Origin of the sequence: Mesorhizobium sp. M0243, from assembly GCF_040321775.1 — a bacterium.
Lineage (GTDB): Bacteria > Pseudomonadota > Alphaproteobacteria > Rhizobiales > Rhizobiaceae > Mesorhizobium.
Map to the genome: position 1 here is coordinate 194,931 of NZ_JAMYSF010000008.1, position 21,672 is coordinate 216,602.

Genomic DNA, 21,672 nt, shown 5'->3' on the forward strand with positions numbered 1-21,672 from the left:
ACCGGGCGGGACCGCGCGGCAATTCGGGAAGGATTTCTGAATGGTCAGCCTGCTGAGAAATCAAAAAGTCCGCAACGCACTGTTGCAGGTCCTGTATGTCGGCTCGATCGTCGCGATGGTGCTTGCCGGCATTGCGATCGCCAGACAGAACCTGGCGGCGCAGGGGATCACCTCCGGATTCGACTTCCTGTTCAAGTCGACGGGCTGGGACCTGAACTTCTCGCTGCTGCCCGCCACGGCGAACGATCCTTATTGGTGGTACTTCCTCATCGGGATCATCAATACGCTGTTTCTGGGAACCGTCGGCCTGACGCTGGCGACGATCGTGGGAACGATCGTCGGCCTGGCGCGGACATCCTCGAACGAATTGGCCCGGCTGCTCGGCCGCACCTATGTGGACATCTTCCGAAACATCCCGCTGATCCTCCAGGTTTTTTTTTGGTATGCCGTCATCACCCATCTGCCGACGCCGCGCGCCGCGCATGAGGGATGGGGCTTTCTCCTCACCAGCAGGGGGCTTTACATTCCGTTCCCCAATGTCAGCAGCGCCGCGCTCGCTGCGGCGACATTGGCTGTGATTGCCGCCATCGCGCTGCCGATCTGGCTGGGCAGGACATCGCGCCTCAGCCTGCCGGTCGGCCAGCGTGGCGGCATCCAGCTTGCCGGCGCGGCGGCGGCACTTGCCTGCGCGGCCGTCGTTCTGGTGGCCGGCCGCCTGGCCGACTTGCCGCTGCTCGATTTCCCGGCGCTGCAAGGTCTCAATCTGAGAGGCGGCCTGCGCATTCCGCCGGAATTTGCGACACTGGCCATCGCGATCGCCATCTATGGCGGCTCCTACATCGCCGAGATCGTGCGCGGCGGGTTCAAGGCTGTCGGCAAGGGCCAGGTCGAGGCGGCTCTTTCCCTGGGCCTCGGCCCGTGGCGGGTCTTCATGCTGGTGCGGCTGCCGCTGGCACTACGCGCCATGCTGCCAATCCTCGCCAACCAGTATGTCTGGCTGATGAAGGCGACCACAATGGGCATCGCGGTGGGCTTCACGGATTTCTTCATGATCGTGGCGCTGACGATCAACCATTCCGGCCAGACAATCGAAGCGATCGGCATCCTGATGGCTGGCTTCCTCGCCATCAACCTCAGCCTCGCCGCCATCTTCAACCGCATCAACAAAGCAATCGCCCTCAAGGGCAACCAGTTGAGGGGGTGAGGGATGGAAATGGTCGTTGTCGCCCCTCCTGCCCTTGGAAAGATCGAGGATCTGAGGCGGCGCTTCTTTGCGACACCCCTGCAGGCATTGCTGTCGCTGGCTTCCCTGGCGATCATGGTCTTCCTGGTCTGGAAGCTCCTGAATTGGGCGGTTTTCTCGGCCGTCTTCACGACGAGCGGCGGACCCGAAGCCTGTCAGGCGGCGGCGGGAGCCTGCTGGTCGGTCATTGCCGCGCGATGGCGCATCATCCTGTTCGGCCTCTATCCCTATGACGAGCAGTGGCGGTCGGCCCTGGCTTGCCTGACCGTCGTGGTCATGACGGTGCTAAGTTGCATTCCGGCCTTCTGGACGGGTCGCCGCATCGCACTCGTATGGGGAGCCGGAACGGCGCTTTTCTACGTGCTGATGAAGGGCGGCGTGCTTGGTCTGCCCTATGTCGGCGAGGAGGCCTGGGGCGGACTGGCGCTGACCCTGTTCATCTTCGTGACCACCTGCCTGATCGGCTTCCCGCTGGCAATCTGCCTGGCGCTGCTGCGCCGCTCCGGCCTGCCATGGATTTCCCGCACCACCGGCCTCATCATCGACGGGGTGCGTTCATTGCCTCTGATCTCGATCCTGTTCACCTTCGCCATCGTGCTGCCGTTCGCACTGCCGCAATGGCTGGTGGGCGACAAGCTGTACCGGGTGATCCTGGGCTCGGCCCTGTTTTTTTCCGCCTATCAGGCGGAGATCGTCAGAGGTGGGATGCAGGGCGTTCCCAGTGGGCAAGAAGAGGCAGCCAAGGCGCTTGGCATGCGCTACTGGCAGCGCGTCGGCCGCATTCTTCTACCGCAGGCCATGCGCAATGCGCTGCCGGCGACGATCAACCAGTTCGTGATCTCGTTCAAGGAAACCTCGCTGGTGATCATCGTCGGCTTCTTCGAGATCCTGGCCTCCGGCAATGCCGCCTACGGCACCGGCGAGTGGCGCTTCGCCTATGTCGAGGTCTATGCCTTCATCGCCTTCATCTACTTCATCTTCGTGTTCAGCCTGTCCCGCTATGGCGCTTTTCTCGAGCGCCGTATGTCGGTCGGCGAACGATAGGGGGCGTTTACGTGATTTCAGGAAACTCGCCCCGATCCAGCGGCCCCGCGGTGCTGATCGAAAATCTCGACAAATATTACGGGACATTCCAGGCGCTGCGAAAGGTGAGCTTGTCCGTGGATCGCGGCGAGAGGATCGTCGTCTGCGGCCCGTCCGGCTCCGGCAAGTCCACCATGATCCGCTGCATCAACCGTCTGGAGCAGCACAATGGCGGCCGGATCACCGTGCTCGGCACCGAGCTCAACGACGATGTCGGCAACATCGACGGGATCAGGCGGGAAGTCGGCATGGTGTTCCAGCACTTCAACCTGTTTCCACACATGACGGTGCTGGAGAACTGCATGCTCGCGCCCATGATCGTGCGCAAGGTGCCGCGCGCGGATGCCGAGGCGACCGCCCGGCGCTATCTGGAGAAGGTACGCATTCCCGAACAGGCGATGAAGTATCCCGCTCAGTTGTCCGGCGGCCAGCAACAGCGGGTCGCGATAGCGCGTGCCCTTTGCATGCAGCCCGAGATCATGCTGTTCGATGAGCCGACCTCTGCGCTCGACCCGGAAATGATCGCGGAAGTGCTCGACGTCATAGTCACGCTCGCCTCCGAAGGCATGACAATGATCTGCGTCACGCATGAGATGGGTTTTGCGCGCCGGGTTGCCGACCGGGTGATTTTCATGGATCGAGGCGAGATCGTCGAACAGGCGCCTCCCGATGAATTCTTCACCTCCTCCCGCAACGAGCGCACGCGGCAGTTCCTGTCGCAAGTGCTTGGTCACTGATCGATGCAACGATCCCGTGTCAGGCCGCAGCCATGTCCGTGACTGATCCCGTCACCGCCTTGCGCGAGATACTCGGACCGAAAGGCTGGCTTTCGGGCAGCGATGCCAGGCCCTATCAGCGCGATTGGCTCGATCGCTACGGCGTCGCGGCTCTGGGCGTGGCCAGGCCTGCGGACACCTCCGAAGTGGCCAGTGTCGTAAAGGCATGCCACGCGGCCGGACTGGCGGTCGTGCCGCAAGGCGGCAACACCGGGCTTTGCGGCGGCGCCGTCGCGGATCGGCCAGATGCGGTGATCGTTTCGCTTTCGCGCATGACGGCGATCGGCAAACCGGACTTGGACAGCGGCTCGATCCTCATCGAGGCGGGGGCCGTGCTTGCCGCGCTGCACGAGGCGCTGGAACCGCACGGCCTGATGTTTCCGATGCATCTCGGCGCGGAAGGCAGCGCCAGGATCGGCGGCCTGGTCGGCACCAATGCCGGCGGCAGCCAGGCATTCCGATATGGCATGATGCAAGACCTCGTGCTTGGCCTGGAGGTCGTGACCCCTGACGGGGCGATATGGAACGGGCTGCGCGCGGTGCAGAAGGACAATGCCGGCTACCAGTTGCGCAAGCTCTATTGCGGCGCGGAAGGAACGCTTGGCATCGTGACGCGCGCAATCCTGCGGCTCTACCCGATGCCGCGGCGGCAGGCGAGCGCGCTTGTCGTCATGCCCGGTTTCGCTGCCGCGGTTTCGTTTGGCACCTTTCTGCGGGGCGAGGCGGGGGAATTCCTGACCGGCCTCGAGTTCTTCTCCGACATCGGGCTGGGACTGGCCCTCAAACACCTGCCCGACCTAGCCTACCAGTTGGAGGCACGCGGCGAGGTCTATGTGCTGGTCGAACTGGCATCGGGCGCCCCCCGCGTTCCACTCGACGAGATACTGGCTTCGGCGCTGGAGTGGGGGATGGAGCAAGGCCTGGTGCTGGACGGAGCATTGGCGGCGACGGGCGCGCATCGCGCACAATTCTGGCGGCTGCGAGAGGAGCAACCGGAAGGACAGAGGCTGGAAGGCGAGCAGCTGAAGCACGACATCTCGGTGCCTCCGGGCGCTATCGCCCGTTTCGTCGAGGCCGGCGCAGAGATCTGCGACGACATTCTTCCCGGCGTGCGGATAAACCCATTCGGGCATCTCGGCGACGGCAACATCCACTACAACCTGTCGCCGCCGGAAGGCCGCGCCGGCTTTGACGGCAAGGCCGAGCGGTTCGCCGAGGCGCTATCGTCGCTTGCCACGGAAATGGGCGGCAGTTTCGCGGCCGAGCATGGACTTGGCCGCGCCAAGGTCGCCACGGCCGACCGAAACCGCGGTCCGTTGGAGCGCGAACTCATGGCGCGGCTCAAGGATGCATTCGATCCACGGGGAACGATGAATCCGGGCGTGCTGGTGCACGCTGCTCGGCAAAGAAAAACTTTCGAATAGGCGGCATTTCTTGATTTCGCCCCGAACCGCCTGCGTGCACCTATGAACCGAAGGCAGGCTCGATCGACCTGCCGCCAAAGTGAGGATGTCGAAGCATGATCCGCAATGGCGGCCGCCTTCTCGTCGAGTGCCTGATCGGGCTTGGCGCGACCAGGAGCTTCGGCGTGCCCGGAGAAAGTTATCTGGCCGTCCTGGACGCGCTGCACGACACGCAGGGAAAGCTGGACTACACGCTTTGCCGCAATGAAGGCGGCGCGGCGTTCATGGCCTCGGCCTACGGCAAGCTTACCGGCTCGCCAGGCATCTGTTTCGTGACGCGCGGCCCAGGCGCCACCAACGCCAGCATCGGCGTTCACACGGCCATGCAGGACAGTTCGCCGATGATCCTGTTCGTCGGCCAGGTCGGCACCGACATGAAGGGCCGCGAAGCGTTTCAGGAAATCGACTACCGGGCGGTGTTCGGCACGGTCGCCAAATGGGCGGTCGAGATCGACGATGTCGCGCGCCTGCCCGAGATTGTGGCGCGGGCATGGACGACCGCATTGACCGGACGACCTGGTCCCGTCGTGGTCGCGCTGCCCGAGGACATGCTGACCACCATGACCGAAGCGGCTCCGCTCAGCGCACCGGTGGCCATTTTCGAGCCGGCGCCGGCGCCGGAAGCGATCGCTTCGGCCTTCAGGCTGCTGGCCAAGGCCGAGAGGCCGGTCCTGCTCATGGGCGGCGCCAACTGGACCGTGGACGGACGCGCGGCGCTACAGGCTTTCGCAGAGGTTTCCGACATCCCTGTCGTGGCGGCCTTTCGCTATCAGGACCAGTTCGACAACCATTCGCCGGTCTTTGTCGGCGAGGCCGGCGTCGGCATGGTGGCGCATGTCAAAGCCCTGCTCCGCGACGCCGACGTGATCCTGGCCGTCAATGTGCGTTTCGGCGAGATGACCACGGACGGCTATACGCTGCTGTCCGTGCCGTTGCCGCGCCAGAAACTGATCCATGCCCATGGCTCCGATCGCGAGATCGGCAAGATCTATGTGCCGGCCATCGGTATCCATGCCGGGCCGAACGCTTTCGCCCGGGCGTTGACGCCCGTCAAAGGCGGCTGGGCGGACTGGCGCGCGACGGCCCGCAAAGCCTATGAAGGGACATTCGGCGCGCCCGTCCAGCCCGGCCCGGTGGACATGGTGGAGGTCAGCGCCTGGCTGCGCGAAAACCTGCCTGCCGACGTCATTCTCACCAACGGCGCCGGCAATTTCACCGTCTGGCCGAACAAGTTCTTCAAGTTCGGGCCGGACGCACGGCTGCTCGCCCCGCAGTCTGGCGCCATGGGCTACGGCCTGCCGGCGGCAATTGCCGCCAAGGTTGCGTTTCCAGAACGCACGGTCGTCTGCTTTGCCGGCGACGGCGACTTCCAGATGAATTGCCAGGAACTCGGAACCGCCATGCAGGCTGGCGCGCAGCCGATCGTGCTGATCCTCAACAACGGCATCTACGGCACGATCCGCGCCCATCAGGAGCGCCACTATCCGGCGCGCGTTTCGGGCACGTCGCTCGAAAACCCTGATTTCGTGACACTGGCAAAGGCCTATGGCTTCCATGCCGAGCGGATCGAGGCGACGCGCGATTTCGCGGCGGCGTTCGATCGGGCGCTCGGATCCGTGACGGGAGCGGTCCTCGACATCGCCATATCTCCCGAAGCGCTGACGCCCCGACAGACCCTTTCCCAGATGCGTGACGCCGCGCTCGCTTCCCAGAAGGCCAAGGCATGACCTCCAAAGACGACATCCGTCTCGGCGCGGACATCGGCGGCACGTTCACCGACGTCGCGCTCGACCTCAGGGGAACGATCTTCTCCACCAAGGTGTTGACCAATTATGCGGCGCCCGAGCAGGCGATCCTGGACGGCATTGCCGTCGTCACGCGCGATGCCGGTATCGCGCTTGCCGAGATCGGCATCATCATCCACGGCACGACGCTGGCGACGAATGCGCTCATCGAACGCCGTGGCGCCAGGACCGCGCTGGTCACCACCGAAGGGTTCCGCGATGTCATCGAGATGCGTACGGAAAACCGCTTCGAGCAGTATGACCTCGACCTGCAGCTGCCGGCGCCGCTAATCCCGCGCGAGCACCGTTTCACGGTAAAGGGCCGGATCGGCGCGGAAGGCCAGGAGCTTCAGCCGCTCGACGAAGCCGCCCTGGAAGGCATTGCCGACCGGATCGGGGCCGGCGGCTTCGGCTCCGTGGCGATCGGCTTCATCCATGCCTACACCAACCCTGATCATGAGCGCCGGGCACGCGCTATCCTGTCCCGCAAGCTTGCCATCCCGATTTCGATCAGCGCCGAAGTCTCGCCGCAGATGCGCGAGTTCGAACGCTTCAACACGGTCTGCGCCAACGCCTATGTGCGGCCGCAGATGGCGGACTATCTCGCGCGTTTCCAGACGCGCTTGAAGGAGATGGGCGCCGAGTGCCCGGTCTTCATGATCCATTCGGGCGGCGGTCTGATCTCGGTGGAGACGGCCTCGGAATTTCCCGTGCGCCTCGTCGAGTCCGGCCCGGCCGGCGGCGCCATCTTCGCCGCCGACATCGCCAGGCGATTCGGCCTGGAAAAGGTCGTCTCCTATGACATGGGCGGCACCACTGCAAAGATCTGCCTGATCGAGGATTATGCGCCGCGCACCGCCAGAACCTTCGAAGTGGCGCGTACCTATCGCTTCTGCAAAGGTTCCGGCATGCCGATCTCCATTCCCGTGATCGAGATGATCGAGATCGGCGCCGGCGGCGGCTCGATCGCCTGGGTCGACGCCATGGGCCGCATCCAGACCGGTCCCGAAAGTGCCGGATCGGAACCTGGCCCGGCCTGCTACGGCCGCGGCGGCAGGCGCCCGGCCATCACAGATGCCGACCTGGTGCTCGGCAAGCTCGATCCCGACAATTTCGCCGGCGGCGCCATCAGGCTGGACACGTCCGCATCCGAACAGGCGATCCTGCGCGATGTCGGCGAACGCCTGTCGCTCGATGCCATGGCGACGGCCTTCGGCATCTGCGAGGTGGTGGACGAGAACATGGCCAATGCCGCCCGCGTCCATGCCGTCGAAAACGGCAAAAACATTTCCGACAACGTGATGATCGCCTTCGGTGGCGCGGCCCCGCTTCACGCCGCGAGGCTTTGCGAGAAACTCGGCATCGACCAGTGCATCGTCCCCAAGGGCGCGGGCGTCGGATCGGCGATCGGCTTCCTCAAGGCTCCGTTCGGCTACGAAGCCCTGGCATCCCGGCTGACGCGGCTGTCGCAGTTCAAGCCGGCCGAGGCCAATGCTTTGCTCGACGACCTCAAAGTGTCAGCCGAAAGCTTCGTGCGGGCAGGGGCCAACGGTACGATCACATGCGAAATCACCGCCTTCATGCGCTACGCCGGCCAGGGCTGGGAAATCCCCGTGCCGCTGCCGGACAAGCCGTTCGGCAACGATGCCGCAACCACGCTCGAGGATTTGTTCCAGGCGAATTACCAACGCTTCTTCGGCCGCGCCATCGAAGGACTTGGCGGCCTGGAAATCGAGATCGTCACCTGGTCCGTGAAGGCGACGGATGTCCGGCCTGCTGTCGCCAGGCACGAGCTGATCACCGGCAAGCGGACCACTCAGCCGGCAACAAGCCGCGCGGTGTTCGATCCGGCCAGCGGTGCGCCACGGACCTATGGCATCGTCGAACGGGAGGGGCTGTGCACCGGCGATCGGGTGGCGGGCCCGGTCATCATCGTCGAACGCGAGACGTCCACCGTCGTCACCACGAGCTTCGACGCCGTCATCCAGAGCGACGGCGCAATCCTTCTGATCCGCAAAGGCAGCCAGGCATGAGCGACATCAGTGAAATCCGCATGCAGGTTATGTGGAACCGGTTGATCTCGGTGGTCGAGGAGCAGGCCCTCACCTTGCTGCGCACGGCTTTCTCGACATCGGTGCGCGAATCCGGCGACCTGTCGGCGGGCGTGTTCGATCCCCGCGGCCAGATGCTGGCACAGGCGGTGACGGGAACGCCCGGCCATGTCAACACCATGGCCGAGGCGGTGCTGCATTTCATGAATGAAATCCCGCGCGAAACCATGTTCGAGGGCGACACCTACGTCACCAATGACCCCTGGTTGGGCACGGGCCACCTGCACGACATCACCATGGTGTCGCCGTCGTTCCTGAACGGCGAATTGGTTGCGTTCTTCGCCTGCACTGCGCATGTGGTCGATGTCGGTGGGCGCGGCTTCGGCGCTGACGGCAAGTCGGTCTACGAGGAAGGTATCCAGATCCCGATCATGAAGTTCGCGGAGAAGGGCAAGGTCAATTTCGATCTCGTCAGGATCCTGCGCGCCAACGTCCGCGAGCCGAACCAGGTCGTCGGCGATTTCTATTCGCTCGCCGCCTGCAACGAAGTCGGCCACCGACGCCTCGTCGACATGATGAAGGAGATCGGCCTGGCATCGCTGGACGGGCTTGGCGAGTTCGTCTTCTCGCGCACCCGCGACGCCATGGTCGAACGCATCAAGGCGATGCCCAAAGGCAGCTGGTCGAACGCGCTGGTGACCGACGGCTACGACAAGCCGGTGAAGCTCGCGGCGACCGTCACGGTTCGGGACGCCGGCGTCGAGGTCGATTTCACCGGTACCGACCCGACGAGCCGATGGGGCATCAACTGCCCGATCATCTACAGCAAGGCCTATGCCTGCTACGCGTTGAAATGCGTGGTGGCGCCCGATATTCCTAACAATGCCGCGTCGCTCGCCTTCTTCACCGTGTCGTCTCCGGTCAACATCCTGAACGCCGTGCGGCCGGCGCCGGTGGCGCTCAGGCACATCTTCGGCCACATGGTTCCCGATCTGGTGCTCGGCGCGATCGCCAAGGCGATGCCCGGCAAGATCCTTGCCGAGGGCGCCGGCGCACTGTGGAACATCCATATCTCGGTTCGGCCGGTCTCCGGCGGTTCGGGCCGCCGCGCCGAGGTGCTGATGTTCAATTCCGGCGGCATGGGCGCGCGCCCCGGCCTCGACGGATTGTCGGCGACGGCCTTCCCCTCCGGCGTCCATACGATGCCGATCGAGGCAACGGAGCACACCGGCCCGATCGTCATCTGGCGCAAGGAGCTGCGGCCCGATTCCGGCGGCGACGGCGAGTTCCGCGGCGGGCTCGGGCAGGTTATCGAAATCGAGGCGATCGAGGGCCATGAATTCGACTTTTCGGCCATGTTCGACCGCGTCAATCATCCCGCCCACGGACGCAACGGCGGCGGGCCTGGAGTGGCCGGCGTGGTCAGGCTGGACGATGGCACGCAGATGCGACCCAAAGGTTGGCAGCATGTTCCGGCCGGCCGTCGGCTGATCCTCCAATTGCCGGGCGGCGGCGGCTATGGCGATCCGTCCAAGCGCAGCACCGAGGCGCGGGCGAACGACCGCTCCAAGGAATACATTTCGGAGAACGGCAAATGAGCTACATTGCCTCGCGCCTGTCTGCGGTGAAGCCTTCGGCGTCCATGGCTGCTTCGCAAGCAGCCAAGGCCCTGCGCGCCAAGGGCGTCGACGTGATCGATCTTGGCTTGGGCGAGCCGGATTTCCCGACACCGAGCCACATCATCGAAGCGGCGCATTTTGCCGCGAAGGCTGGCCAGACGCTATACACGGGTGCCGCCGGCACGGCCGAGGTGCGCGAAGCCGTGGCCGGCAAATTCCGCCGCGAAAACGGACTGGACTACACGGCGGACGACGTCGTCGTGGCCAATGGCGCCAAGCAGATCATCTTCAACGCGCTGATGGCGACGCTGGAGTCTGGTGACGAAGCGATCCTGCCGGCGCCCTACTTCGTCTCCTACCCCGAGATGGTGAAGCTGCTCGGCGGCACGCCTGTCGTTATCGAGTGCCCGGAAACTTCGGGCTTCCGGCTGACGCCGGAGCTGCTCGAAAAAGCCATCACGCCAAGGACGAAATGGCTGTTCCTCAACATGCCCGGCAACCCCTCCGGCGCCATATATTCGCAATCGGACCTGCGGGCACTCGGAGCGGTTTTGGCAAGGCATCCGCAGGTGCTGGTGCTTTCCGACGAGATTTACGAGCACATCCTGTTCGACGGACGCGACTTCGTCTCCTTCGGCAAGGCTTGCCCGGAACTCAGGGACCGCACCCTGATCGTCAACGGCGTCTCCAAATCCTATGCGATGACCGGGTGGCGTGTCGGCTATGCCGCCGGGCCGGCGCCGCTCACCAGGGCGATGGCGACCATCCAGAGCCAGTCCTGCACGTCCGTCTGCTCGATCGCGCAAGCGGCGACGGTGGCCGCGCTCAACGGCCCCCAGGACGAGGTGGCGCGCTTTCGGCAGGCGTTCGAGGCGCGCCGCGACCTTGTCGTCGACGGCATCAGGCGAATCAACGGTCTTACGCTCTCGCCACCGGAAGGCGCCTTCTATGCCTATATTGGCTGCGCCAGCCTGATCGGCCGCAGGACCCCAAAAGGCGTCGTGCTCGAGGACGACACGGCAGTGGCGAATTATCTCCTGAACGAAGGGCGCGTGGCCTCGGTGCCGGGCGCCGCCTATGGACTTTCACCCTATTTCCGCATCTCGACCGCGACCGGCGAAGAGGTGCTGACCGAAGCGATCGCGCGCATCAACGCCGCCGTCGCGCAAGTGGAGTAGATCATGCCGCATTACGAACGCATCCTGATCACCGGCGCGGCCGGCCGCCTCGGTTCGGAACTGCGAAAGGGGCTGGTGCCGCTGGCAAAAACGATCCGCCTGGCAGGCCGCGAACCGTTCGGCGATCTTGCTCCACACGAGGAAGAAGCGGTCTTCGACCTCGCCGATATGGAGGCGACGATTGCCGCCACCAAGGATTGCGACGCGATCGTGCATTTCGGCGGCGCACCGCTCGAATGCGAATGGCAAACCATCCTGGATTCCAGCATCCGCGGCTCCTATCACATCTACGAGGGCGCCCGGAAACATGGCGTGAAACGAGTCATCTATGCCTCCTCCGTACATGCCGTCGGCTATCACGAGGTCGAGGCGCATATCGGCGTCGACGCGCCGGTCCGTCCCGACAGCCTCTATGGCGTGTCGAAGAACTTCGTCGAGAGCCTGAGCCGGCTTTACTGGGACAAGTTCGGCATTGAGACGGCGTGCCTGCGCATCTTTTCATCCTTCCCCGAACCGGCGGACCGTCGCATGCTGTGGTCATACCTCTCCTTCACCGACTGTGTGCGTCTGGTCGAGGCAGCTCTCACCGCGCCGCGCGTCGGCCATACGATCTCCTTCGGCCTTTCCGACAACAAGGTGAAAACGGTCGACAACAGCGGCGCCAACCATCTGGGGTTTTCTCCGCAGGATAGTGCCGAGCCGTTCCGCGCAGCGGTCGAGGCGAAGACGCAGATTCCGGATCCCAAGGCGCCATCGGTGAAGTATCTGGGCGGGTGGTTCTGCGAGCTTGGCCATCCGGACGACAAGCGGGCGTAGCTATCGAAATACCCATCCGCTAGATGGCGCAGACCGGAAGCCGAGATGCGGCAGGCGATGGATTCACGCATGGTGGCGGAGATCGAGCAGGTTGTCGGCGGTCGTCATCGGTTTTGGGATTCTCACCTGATCTGGTAGTGGGATCCAAATCACAGGAGATGGCATGCCGAACGATGTAATCGTGCGCGACAGCAATGGCGCTCAATTGAATGACGGCGATTCCGTCACGCTGATCAAAGACCTCAAAGTCAAAGGCACTTCGGAGACGATCAAGCGCGGCACGTTGGTGAAGGCCATCCGGCTGAACGGCAATCCCGGCGAGATCGAATGCAACACCAAGCAAGTGAAAGGCCTGGTGCTCAAGACCGAGTTCGTGAAGAAGGCGTAAGCCTCAAGGCGGCAAGCGATCTCGATGGTTCCTTCGGGATTTTGGAAAGCCTGCCGTCGCCAAGCGGGCTGCGGAGCCGTTGAGCGTCCGGCACCCGACAGTTGCGCTGTAAAATTGATGATTTCGCCGACCAGGCACAAAAAACCGCCAAGACCTAAGTCTGGAACCTCCTGCCGCTCCGCGCGTTTCACGGCGTCCCGTTCGCGGACCCGCCCGGATATCTCTCCAAGCGCGCGAAAAAACCAGGAGCCCGCTTCATGCACGACAAGCTGTTTCATTCACCGGTCGCACTGTCGGTCGGCCTCGGCTTCAAGCGCGAGATTGCCTCGCTGGCCGAAATGCACGATTTCCTCACCAATTGGACCACCTCCCGCCGCGGCCCGCTCTACCGAAATGCGGTGAAGGCATGTGATCTGGCCGTTCCAGGTTATGTGAGCGTCGAGCAGGCGCGCCGGGCGTTGCTCGAATTCGCGCAAGCCGCGGGCATCCTGTGGCCGGACCTCGAGCCGGTGGCGGGCGTGCACGCCGTTGCGCGTGGTTATGGCGGCTACGCCGCCTGAAGATTGATGTTCCCCGTGGCGGCTGAAGCCACACCACCATAGAAAGCCCGGCTGGCCCCCAGCCGGGCTTTCCCGTTTCCGGCAGCTCGCAAGGAAATCGCAATCCTGTGGTTGGCCGTGTGCCTTGGGCGAAAATCCCTGGGTGGAGTGTTGGGAAGAGCCCGCGCAAAAATCTTTATGACATTCCTATTTCTTTCCACTGCGCCCTGTCTCGAACCTTTATGGCGATCGGGTCCATATTCCTTTCAGAAACACAACCGGTTCCGTCGCCAAAGATGCGACGGGCCACTTCCGATATATTGCGAACTCTCCTGTCAAATTCGCAAAGTGCAAAAGAACAAAAGGAATAAACACAATGGATATAGCTGTTATCGGGATCGGAATTTTGTTCTTCGCCTTTTGTTTCGCCTACATCAAAGCTTGTGACGCGCTCTAGAGCGAGGCTGAAAAAATGATCATCGACTATATTCTCGGTGGCGGCGTTACGCTGTTCCTGCTCGCCTATCTGACATACGCCCTCGTTCGTCCAGAACGCTTCTGAAGGCACGGAAAGCCCACAGCCATGACACTGAACGGTTGGATACAGATCCTGGTCTATTGCGGGATCGTCATATTGCTGGTGAAGCCGCTCGGCGGCTACATGTACCGCGTCTTCAACGGCGACCGCACGCTGCTTTCGCCGGTCCTTCGCCCGCTTGAGCGCGGGCTTTATCGTATCTGCGGAACCAGCGAACGCGAGGAACAGCACTGGACCACCTACGCGGTCGCCCTGCTGCTCTTCAACCTCGCCGGCTTCCTGGTGCTTTATGCCCTGCAGCGTCTGCAGGGCAGCCTGCCTTACAATCCTGCCGGCATGACAGCGGTTGAACCAGGGCTGGCCTTCAACACCGCCGCCAGCTTCATGACCAACACCAACTGGCAGAACTATGGTGGCGAGAGCACGATGTCCTATCTCGTGCAGATGGCCGGGCTGACGGTGCAGAACTTCGTTTCGGCGGCCACCGGCATTGCCATCGCCATCGCGCTGATCCGCGGCTTTGCGCGGGCCTCCGGCAAGTCGATCGGCAATTTCTGGGTCGATATGACCCGCTCCACACTCTATCTGCTTCTGCCGTTCTGCATCGTGCTGACGCTGGTCTATGTCTGGCTCGGCATGCCGCAGACGCTCGGCGCCTACGTCAACGCCACGACGCTGGAAGGCGCGCAGCAGACCATCGCCGTCGGCCCGGTCGCTTCGCAGGTGGCCATCAAGATGCTCGGCACTAATGGCGGCGGTTTCTTCAACGCCAATGCCGCGCACCCGTTCGAGAACCCCGACGCGATCTCCAACCTGATCCAGATGGTGTCGATCTTCGCCATCGGCGCCGCCTTGACCAACGTCTTCGGCCGCATGATCGGCAACCAGCGTCAGGGCTGGGCGATCCTCTCGGCCATGGGCGTCATGTTCATCGCCGGTGTCGCCATCTGCTATTGGGCGGAAGCCGCCGGCAATCCGCTGGTGCATGCGCTGGGCATCGACGGCGGCAACATGGAGGGCAAGGAGACGCGTTTCGGCACCGCCCTGTCGGCGCTGTTTGCCGTCATCACCACGGCCGCTTCCTGCGGCGCGGTGAACGCCATGCACGGCTCGTTCACCGCGCTCGGCGGCATGATCCCGATCATCAACATGCAGCTTGGCGAAGTTATCGTCGGCGGTGTCGGCGCGGGTCTCTACGGCATCCTGATGTACATCGTCGTTGCCGTCTTCGTTGCCGGCCTGATGGTCGGCCGCACGCCCGAATATCTCGGCAAGAAGATCGAGGCCAAGGAGGTCAAGATGGCTATGCTGGCCATACTATGCCTGCCGCTGGCGATGCTGATCTTCACGGCCATCGCCGTCGTGCTGCCGACCGGCGTGGCGTCGATGGGCAATGCCGGCCCGCACGGCTTCTCCGAGGTTCTGTATGCCTACACTTCGGCGGCGGCCAACAACGGTTCGGCCTTTGGCGGCCTCAGCGGCAACACGCCCTGGTACAACATCACGATCGGCATCGGCATGCTGATGGGCCGCTTCCTGGTCATCATCCCGGCGCTGGCCATTGCCGGCTCGCTGGTGGCGAAGAAAACGGTTCCGGCTTCCGCCGGCACCTTCCCGACCGATGGCCCGCTGTTCGTCGGGCTGCTGGTCGGCGTCATCCTGATCGTCGGTGGCCTCACCTTCTTCCCGGCGCTCGCCGTCGGGCCGATCATCGAGCACCTGGCGATGGCTCACGGGCAGACCTTCTGAGACCGTCATGTCCTGGTTCAATGCCATGCGCCGCAAGGTCGGCCACAGGGACGATCCCGGAAAGGAGGAGAGACCTCCTCCTTTCCCGACCCTGTCGACGTTTCTCGGCCTTGCGGCAGTCATGCTCGTCCTCTGGCTGCTGGCCTACGGGCCGCCGCATTTCCTTTCGGCATCCGATCATCCGGTGCCGTCCAACAACACCGAAGCCGGAGCTCCAAAATGAGCAACTCGAAATCAGCCAGCATCATGGATGCCAGCATCCTGCTTCCCGCCATTGGCGGCGCCTTCCGCAAGCTCGACCCGCGCACGCTGGCCAGGAACCCGGTGATGTTCGTCGTTGCCGTCGTCTCGGCGCTCACCACGGTGCTGTTCGTCAAGGACCTGGTCACCGGAGGCGGCAATCTCGGCTTCACGCTGCAGATCATCATCTGGCTTTGGTTTACCGTGCTGTTCGCCAACTTCGCCGAAGCGGTCGCAGAAGGCCGCGGCAAAGCGCAGGCGGATTCGCTGCGCAAGGCACGCACAGAGACCCAGGCCAAGCTTTTGACCGGTGAAGACCGCACCAAATACAAACTCGTGCCCGGCACCAGCCTCAAGGTCGGCGATGCCGTGCTGGTCGAGGCCGGCGACATCATCCCGTCCGACGGCGAAGTGATCGAAGGCGTTGCTTCGGTCAACGAGGCTGCGATCACGGGCGAATCCGCGCCGGTCATTCGCGAATCCGGTGGCGACCGTTCGGCGGTCACCGGTGGCACCCAGGTGCTGTCCGACTGGGTCCGCGTCCGCATCACCGCCGCCTCCGGCCATACCTTTCTCGACCGCATGATCTCACTGGTCGAAGGTGCCGAGCGCCAGAAGACGCCGAACGAGATCGCGCTCAACATCCTGCTCGTCGGCATGACGCTGATCTTCGTGCTGGCCACCGCGACGATCCCGAGTTTTGCCTCCTACTCGGGCGGCTATATCTCGGTGACCGTTCTGGTGGCGCTGTTCGTCACCTTGATCCCGACCACGATCGGCGCGCTGCTTTCGGCCATCGGCATCGCCGGTATGGACCGTCTGGTGCGATTCAACGTGCTGGCCATGTCGGGCCGCGCCGTGGAAGCCGCAGGCGACGTCGACACGCTGCTGCTCGACAAGACCGGCACGATCACACTAGGCAACCGCCAGGCGACGCAGTTTCGCCCGGTCAAGGGCGTCACCGAACAGGAACTGGCCGACGCGGCCCAGCTTGCCTCGCTCGCTGACGAGACGCCGGAAGGCCGCTCCATCGTCGTGCTGGCCAAGGAGAAATACGCCATCCGCGCCCGCGACATGGCAACGCTGCACGCCACTTTCGTGCCCTTCACAGCGCAGACCCGTATGAGCGGCGTCGACATCGATGGTTCATCGGTGCGCAAGGGCGCCGTCGATTCCGTGCTTGCCCATGTCAACCAGTCGGCAGCCGCCGCCCATGGCACGCGCCCAAGCAGCGAATCCATCCGCGATCTCCAGTCCATCGCCGACGAGATCGCCAAGTCCGGCGGCACGCCGCTGGCGGTCGAACGCGACGGGCGCCTGCTCGGCGTCGTCCACCTCAAGGACATCGTCAAGGGCGGCATCAGCGAGCGTTTCACCGAACTGCGCCGCATGGGCATCCGCACGGTGATGATCACCGGCGACAATCCGATGACGGCGGCGGCGATCGCCGCGGAAGCCGGCGTCGACGACTTCCTCGCGCAGGCCACACCGGAGGACAAGCTGAAGCTGATCCGCGACGAACAGGCCAAGGGCAAGCTGGTGGCCATGTGCGGCGACGGCACCAACGATGCACCCGCCCTTGCACAAGCCGATGTCGGCGTCGCCATGAACACCGGCACGGTTGCCGCCCGCGAGGCCGGCAACATGATCGATCTCGACAGCGATCCGACCAAGCTCATCGAGATCGTCGAGATCGGCAAGGCGCTCTTGATGACGCGAGGTTCGCTGACGACCTTCTCGATCGCCAACGACGTGGCCAAGTATTTCGCCATCATTCCGGCGATGTTCGCCGTCTTCTACGTCGCACCGGGACAGACGACCGGCCCGCTGCAGGCACTCAACGTCATGCATCTGGCGACGCCGCAAAGCGCCATCCTGTCGGCCATCATCTTCAACGCACTGATCATCATCGCGCTGATCCCGCTGTCGCTGAAGGGCGTCAAATACCGCGCCATTGGCGCCGGCGCGCTGCTCAGCCGCAATCTTCTCGTCTACGGCCTCGGCGGCCTCATCGTGCCGTTCGTCGGCATCAAGGCGATCGACATGATCGTCACCGCGCTTGGCCTCGCTTAACTCTTTGTTTTAACGCAATTCCGGACGGAAAACCGCTTCACACTTTTCCTGGAATTGCTTTGAGGAACATCTCCATGCTCACCCAGCTAAGACCCGCGATCATCATGATCGTCTTCTTCACGGTCCTGACCGGCCTGATCTATCCGATCGGCATGACCGGCATCGCCCAGGCGATCTTCCCGCGCCAGGCCAATGGCAGCCTGATCGAGAAGGATGGCAAGGCTATCGGCTCCGAACTGATCGGCCAGGGCTTTGCCAGCGACAAGTATTTCCATGGCCGCCCCTCGGCCGCCGGCGACGGCTACAACGCCGCCGCCTCGAGCGGCAGCAATCTCGGCCCGACCAATCCCAAGCTGATCGACCGCATCAAGGGCGATGCGGAAAGACTGAAGGCGGAGAATCCGAACCAGCCCGTCCCGATGGACCTGGTGACGACGTCCGGCAGTGGCCTCGATCCCGATATCAGTCCCAAAGCAGCCTACTTCCAGGTCGCCAGGGTGGCCAAGGCCAGGGGGATCGATGAAGCCAAGGTCAAGGCGCTTGTCGACAGTCAGGTCGAGGGCAGGGAACTCGGCTTCATGGGCGAACCGGTGGTCAATGTGCTCGGTCTCAACCTTGCGCTGGACGCCGCGAAACAGTGAATGGTGCGGGCTGGGGATCGACAGTATCTCCGGCGCCATCCATGATCGGTCCCGATGCCGGACGACAGAAACAACGACGCCAGACCTTCTCCCGACGCACTGCTTGACCATGCCGAGCGGGAAGGTCGCGGCCGGCTGCGGATATTCCTGGGTGCCGCTCCCGGCGTAGGCAAGACCTATGAGATGCTGATGTCGGGCCGCGCCAGGCTGACCGACGGCGTGGATGTGGTGATCGGTGTCGTCGAGACGCATGGGCGCAAGGAGACACTGGCCCTGGTCGAGGGTTATGAGGTCATTGCCCGCCGCAAGGTCGACTACAAGGGGCGCATCCTCGACGAGATGGACATCGACGCCATCCTCGCCCGGCGCCCGGCGCTGGTTCTTGTCGACGAACTCGCCCACACCAATGCGCCCGGCAGCCGCCATCCCAAGCGCTATCTCGACGTCCAGGAAATCCTGACGCACGGCATCGACGTCTACACGACGCTCAACATCCAGCATGTCGAAAGCCTGAACGACGTTGTCGCCCAGATCACCAAGGTCAGGGTTCGCGAGACGGTTCCCGATTCCATCATCGACCAGGCCGACGATGTCGAGATCATCGATCTCACTCCCGACGACCTGATCAAGCGGCTCGAGGAAGGCAAGGTCTATTTCCCCAACACCGCGCAGCGCGCGATCGAGAACTATTTCTCGCCGGGCAATCTGACGGCGCTCAGGGAGCTGGCGCTGCGCCGCACCGCGCAGCGCGTCGACGACCAGTTGCTGATCCATATGCAGGCCCACGCCATTCCTGGACCGTGGGCTGCGGGGGAAAGGGTACTCGTCTGCGTCGACGCGCGTCCGGGCGGGGCGGCGCGTATTCGCTACGCGCGCAGGTTGGCCGACCGGCTCCGTGCCCCGTGGACGGCGCTGCATGTCGACAGCCCTCGCTCGGCCAGCATGCCCGAAGCGGACAAGGATCGGCTCGCTACGAACCTGCGGCTTGCCGAACAGCTCGGCGCCGAGGTGACCACCATTCCCGGTCAGAACATCGCGCAGGACATTGTTCGCCATGCGACGGCGAACAATTTCACCCATATCGTGGTCGGCAGGCCGACCCGGTCGCGCTGGCGGGAATTGATCGAAGGCTCGCTCACCTACGATCTCATCCGCAACGCCGGTGACATCAGCGTCCATGTCATTTCAGGAACCGAACGCAACGCCGAGGTGACGTCGAGGAGTGTCAAGGCGGCGGACGAGCAGTGGCAGTTCGAGATCTGGCCCTATCTCAAGGCCACGGCCTTTGTCATCGGTTCGCTCGCCTTCGCCGTCGTTCTCGACCAGTTTCTCGACGTTCGCAACCTGGCGATCATTCTTCTCATCGGCGTACTGGCATCGGCGGTAACCGGCGGTCTGTGGCCGGCTCTGTACGCTTGTTTCGCCAGCGCCCTTGCTTTCAATTATTTCTTCCTGGAGCCTCGTTATACGCTGACGATCCGGGATCCGGAGAGCATCGTCGCGCTTGGCGTCTTTCTCGTCGTTGCGGTCATCGCCAGCAATCTGACGGCGCGCGTGCAGCGCCAGGCGGTCGCCGCCCGCTCGCGGGCGCGGGCCACGGAAGACATCTACCTCTTTTCAAAGAAGCTCGCCGGCGCCGGCACGCTCGACGACGTCCTTTGGGCCACGGCCTTCCAGATCGCCTCGATGCTGAAGCTGCGGGTGGTGCTGCTTTTGCCGGAAGACGGGACCATCACCGTCAAGGCCGGCTATCCGCCCGACGACACGCTGGCCGAAGCCGACATCGCCGCCGCCCGCTGGGCCTGGGAGCACAATCGTGCCGCGGGTCGCGGCGCCGACACGCTTCCGGGCGCCAAGCGCCTCTATTTGCCCTTGCGGACGGGGCGCACGGCCATCGGGGTCGTCGGCCTCGACAACGACAAGCAGGGTCCGCTGCTGACGCCCGAGCAGCAGCGGCTGCTTGACGCACTGGCCGACCAGGCGGCGGTCGCCATCGAGCGTATTCAATTGGTTGCCGACGTCGACCGTGCCAAGCTCGCGGCCGAGGCGGACAGGCTGCGCTCGGCGCTGCTCACCTCCATTTCCCATGATCTGAAAACGCCGCTCGCTGCCATCATGGGCGCGGCTGGCACGCTGCGGGATTTTTCAGGCGCGCTTCCCGAACCGGACCGGGCCGAACTGCTGTCGACGGTGCTGGACGAATCCGAGCGGTTGAACCGCTTCATCGCCAATCTGCTCGACATGACCAAGATCGAGTCCGGCGCGATGGAGCCGAACTACGCCTTTCACTATGTCGGCGACATCGTCGGCTCCGCCTTGCAAAGGGCCAGGAAAATCATTGGCGAGCACAAGATCGAGACCGACATCCCCAAGGATTTGCCGATGTTGAAGGTCGACCCGGTGCTGTTCGAGCAAGCGTTGTTCAATCTTCTCGACAATGCGGCGAAATATGCCCCGGCAGGCTCGACGATTCGCATGCAGGGTTGGACCGACAATGGCTCCGTCCTGCTGCAAATCATGGATGAAGGGCCAGGCATTCCTCCCGGCGATCTGGAACGGATTTTCGACACGTTCTATCGAGTGCGCAAGGGCGACCAGATCCGCGCCGGTACGGGGCTCGGCCTGTCGATCTGCCGCGGCTTCGTCGAAGCGATGGGTGGCACGATCATGGCGGCAAACCGGACCGACGGTTCGGGCGCGGTGTTCACCATCAAAATGCCCAGGCCGGCAAATCCGCCCAATTTCGACGCTTCGAATACCGACGACCACGATGTGGGTGACCTGGCATGACAAACTCGAACGTCAGAATATTGGTCGTCGATGACGAGCCGCCGATCCGCAAGCTGCTGCGCGTCGGGCTCGGCAGCCAAGGTTATGCGGTCAGCGAGGCGCCGAACGCGAAGGTGGCGATCGAGCTGATGGAGGCGGAGAAGCCGGACCTCGTCCTGCTCGACCTTGGGCTGCCCGGCATGAGCGGCCATGAACTGCTGCGCAAATGGCGCGACGATGGTCTCGACATTCCAGTGGTCATCCTGTCCAGCCGGACCGACGAGGCCGGCATCGTCCAGGCCCTGGAACTCGGCGCCGACGACTATGTCACCAAGCCTTTCGGCATGAATGAGCTGGTGGCGCGCATTCGCGTGGCGCTCCGCCACAAGTTCCAGCAGCAGGGCGAGAAGCCGATTTTCCAGACCGGCGATCTCAGCGTCGATCTGGTCAAGCGCATCGTCAAGGTCGAGGGCAAGGAGGTAAAGCTCTCGCCGAAGGAATACGACATCCTGCGCATGCTGGTGCAGCACGCCGGCAAGGTGCTGACCCATCATTTCCTGTTGAAGCAGGTCTGGGGCGACTCGACCGACGTGCAGTATCTCAGGGTCTATGTGCGGCAGCTCAGGCAGAAGATCGAGAAGAGCCCCGACCAGCCGCGCTACATCACCACCGAGACCGGCGTTGGCTACCGCCTGCGCGAGGTCGAGTGAGCAGGCCAGGTT

The 21,672-nt window shown here is 63.6% G+C and carries 18 protein-coding genes; all 18 read left to right on the top strand.

All coding sequences use genetic code 11. The annotated features are described in order from the left end of the window. The first annotated feature begins 40 nt into the window (after positions 1–40). The 18 genes from NKJ11_RS13625 to NKJ11_RS13710 all read left to right on the top strand — a co-directional run bounded on the left by NKJ11_RS13625 (position 41) and on the right by NKJ11_RS13710 (position 21,660). Positions 41–1,204: an ABC transporter permease subunit gene (locus NKJ11_RS13625; RefSeq protein WP_352793505.1), complete on the top strand. Its 1,164-nt coding sequence runs from the start codon at positions 41–43 to the stop codon at positions 1,202–1,204. A 3-nt stretch (positions 1,205–1,207) separates the two neighbouring features. Continuing rightward, positions 1,208–2,287 carry an amino acid ABC transporter permease gene (locus tag NKJ11_RS13630; protein WP_023810151.1) on the top strand — a complete coding sequence of 360 codons (1,080 nt, stop codon included), beginning with the start codon at positions 1,208–1,210 and terminating at the stop codon, positions 2,285–2,287. A gap of 11 nt (positions 2,288–2,298) precedes the next feature. Beyond that, entirely contained in the window at positions 2,299–3,063 is a 765-nt protein-coding gene (locus NKJ11_RS13635) for an amino acid ABC transporter ATP-binding protein (RefSeq protein WP_352793506.1), read from the top strand. Between the two features lie 32 nt (positions 3,064–3,095). Beyond that, positions 3,096–4,526, top strand: coding sequence for an FAD-binding oxidoreductase (locus NKJ11_RS13640; RefSeq protein ID WP_352793507.1), 1,431 nt, complete (start codon positions 3,096–3,098; stop codon positions 4,524–4,526). Positions 4,527–4,621: 95 nt separating this feature from the next. Further along, positions 4,622–6,292, top strand: coding sequence for a thiamine pyrophosphate-binding protein (locus NKJ11_RS13645; protein ID WP_128303173.1), 1,671 nt, complete (start codon positions 4,622–4,624; stop codon positions 6,290–6,292). Next, complete coding sequence (locus NKJ11_RS13650) at positions 6,289–8,382, top strand: hydantoinase/oxoprolinase family protein (protein ID WP_352793508.1); 2,094 nt, start codon at positions 6,289–6,291, stop codon at positions 8,380–8,382. Before NKJ11_RS13645 ends, NKJ11_RS13650 begins: the two co-directional genes overlap by 4 nt. Continuing rightward, complete coding sequence (locus NKJ11_RS13655) at positions 8,379–9,998, top strand: hydantoinase B/oxoprolinase family protein (RefSeq protein ID WP_352793510.1); 1,620 nt, start codon at positions 8,379–8,381, stop codon at positions 9,996–9,998. The genes NKJ11_RS13650 and NKJ11_RS13655 overlap by 4 nt, the downstream gene beginning before the upstream one ends. After that, positions 9,995–11,197: a pyridoxal phosphate-dependent aminotransferase gene (locus NKJ11_RS13660; RefSeq protein ID WP_352793511.1), complete on the top strand. Its 1,203-nt coding sequence runs from the start codon at positions 9,995–9,997 to the stop codon at positions 11,195–11,197. The genes NKJ11_RS13655 and NKJ11_RS13660 overlap by 4 nt, the downstream gene beginning before the upstream one ends. Before the next feature lie 3 nt (positions 11,198–11,200). After that, a complete protein-coding gene (locus NKJ11_RS13665; RefSeq protein ID WP_352793513.1) occupies positions 11,201–12,013 on the top strand; it encodes an NAD-dependent epimerase/dehydratase family protein in 813 nt (270 codons plus the stop codon). 163 nt (positions 12,014–12,176) lie between these two features. After that, the gene (locus NKJ11_RS13670) at positions 12,177–12,401 is read left to right on the top strand and encodes an alkylphosphonate utilization protein (RefSeq protein ID WP_013529641.1); all 225 of its coding nucleotides are present in this window, start codon (positions 12,177–12,179) and stop codon (positions 12,399–12,401) included. Positions 12,402–12,658: 257 nt separating this feature from the next. Continuing rightward, positions 12,659–12,961: a DUF982 domain-containing protein gene (locus NKJ11_RS13675; RefSeq protein ID WP_023810142.1), complete on the top strand. Its 303-nt coding sequence runs from the start codon at positions 12,659–12,661 to the stop codon at positions 12,959–12,961. A 451-nt stretch (positions 12,962–13,412) separates the two neighbouring features. Next, complete coding sequence (locus NKJ11_RS13680; protein WP_023810140.1) at positions 13,413–13,502, top strand: K(+)-transporting ATPase subunit F; 90 nt, start codon at positions 13,413–13,415, stop codon at positions 13,500–13,502. Between the two features lie 21 nt (positions 13,503–13,523). Further along, complete coding sequence (gene kdpA, locus NKJ11_RS13685; RefSeq protein WP_352629535.1) at positions 13,524–15,227, top strand: potassium-transporting ATPase subunit KdpA; 1,704 nt, start codon at positions 13,524–13,526, stop codon at positions 15,225–15,227. A gap of 25 nt (positions 15,228–15,252) precedes the next feature. Next, complete coding sequence (locus NKJ11_RS13690) at positions 15,253–15,450, top strand: hypothetical protein (protein ID WP_352793514.1); 198 nt, start codon at positions 15,253–15,255, stop codon at positions 15,448–15,450. Further along, positions 15,447–17,540: a potassium-transporting ATPase subunit KdpB gene (gene kdpB / locus NKJ11_RS13695; protein WP_352793516.1), complete on the top strand. Its 2,094-nt coding sequence runs from the start codon at positions 15,447–15,449 to the stop codon at positions 17,538–17,540. Before NKJ11_RS13690 ends, kdpB begins: the two co-directional genes overlap by 4 nt. A gap of 74 nt (positions 17,541–17,614) precedes the next feature. Next, positions 17,615–18,181 carry a potassium-transporting ATPase subunit KdpC gene (kdpC, locus tag NKJ11_RS13700; RefSeq protein WP_352793518.1) on the top strand — a complete coding sequence of 189 codons (567 nt, stop codon included), beginning with the start codon at positions 17,615–17,617 and terminating at the stop codon, positions 18,179–18,181. A 54-nt stretch (positions 18,182–18,235) separates the two neighbouring features. Continuing rightward, positions 18,236–20,971, top strand: coding sequence for a DUF4118 domain-containing protein (locus NKJ11_RS13705; RefSeq protein WP_352554215.1), 2,736 nt, complete (start codon positions 18,236–18,238; stop codon positions 20,969–20,971). Continuing rightward, positions 20,968–21,660 carry a response regulator transcription factor gene (locus NKJ11_RS13710; RefSeq protein WP_023810134.1) on the top strand — a complete coding sequence of 231 codons (693 nt, stop codon included), beginning with the start codon at positions 20,968–20,970 and terminating at the stop codon, positions 21,658–21,660. The genes NKJ11_RS13705 and NKJ11_RS13710 overlap by 4 nt, the downstream gene beginning before the upstream one ends. Positions 21,661–21,672 lie beyond the last annotated feature (12 nt).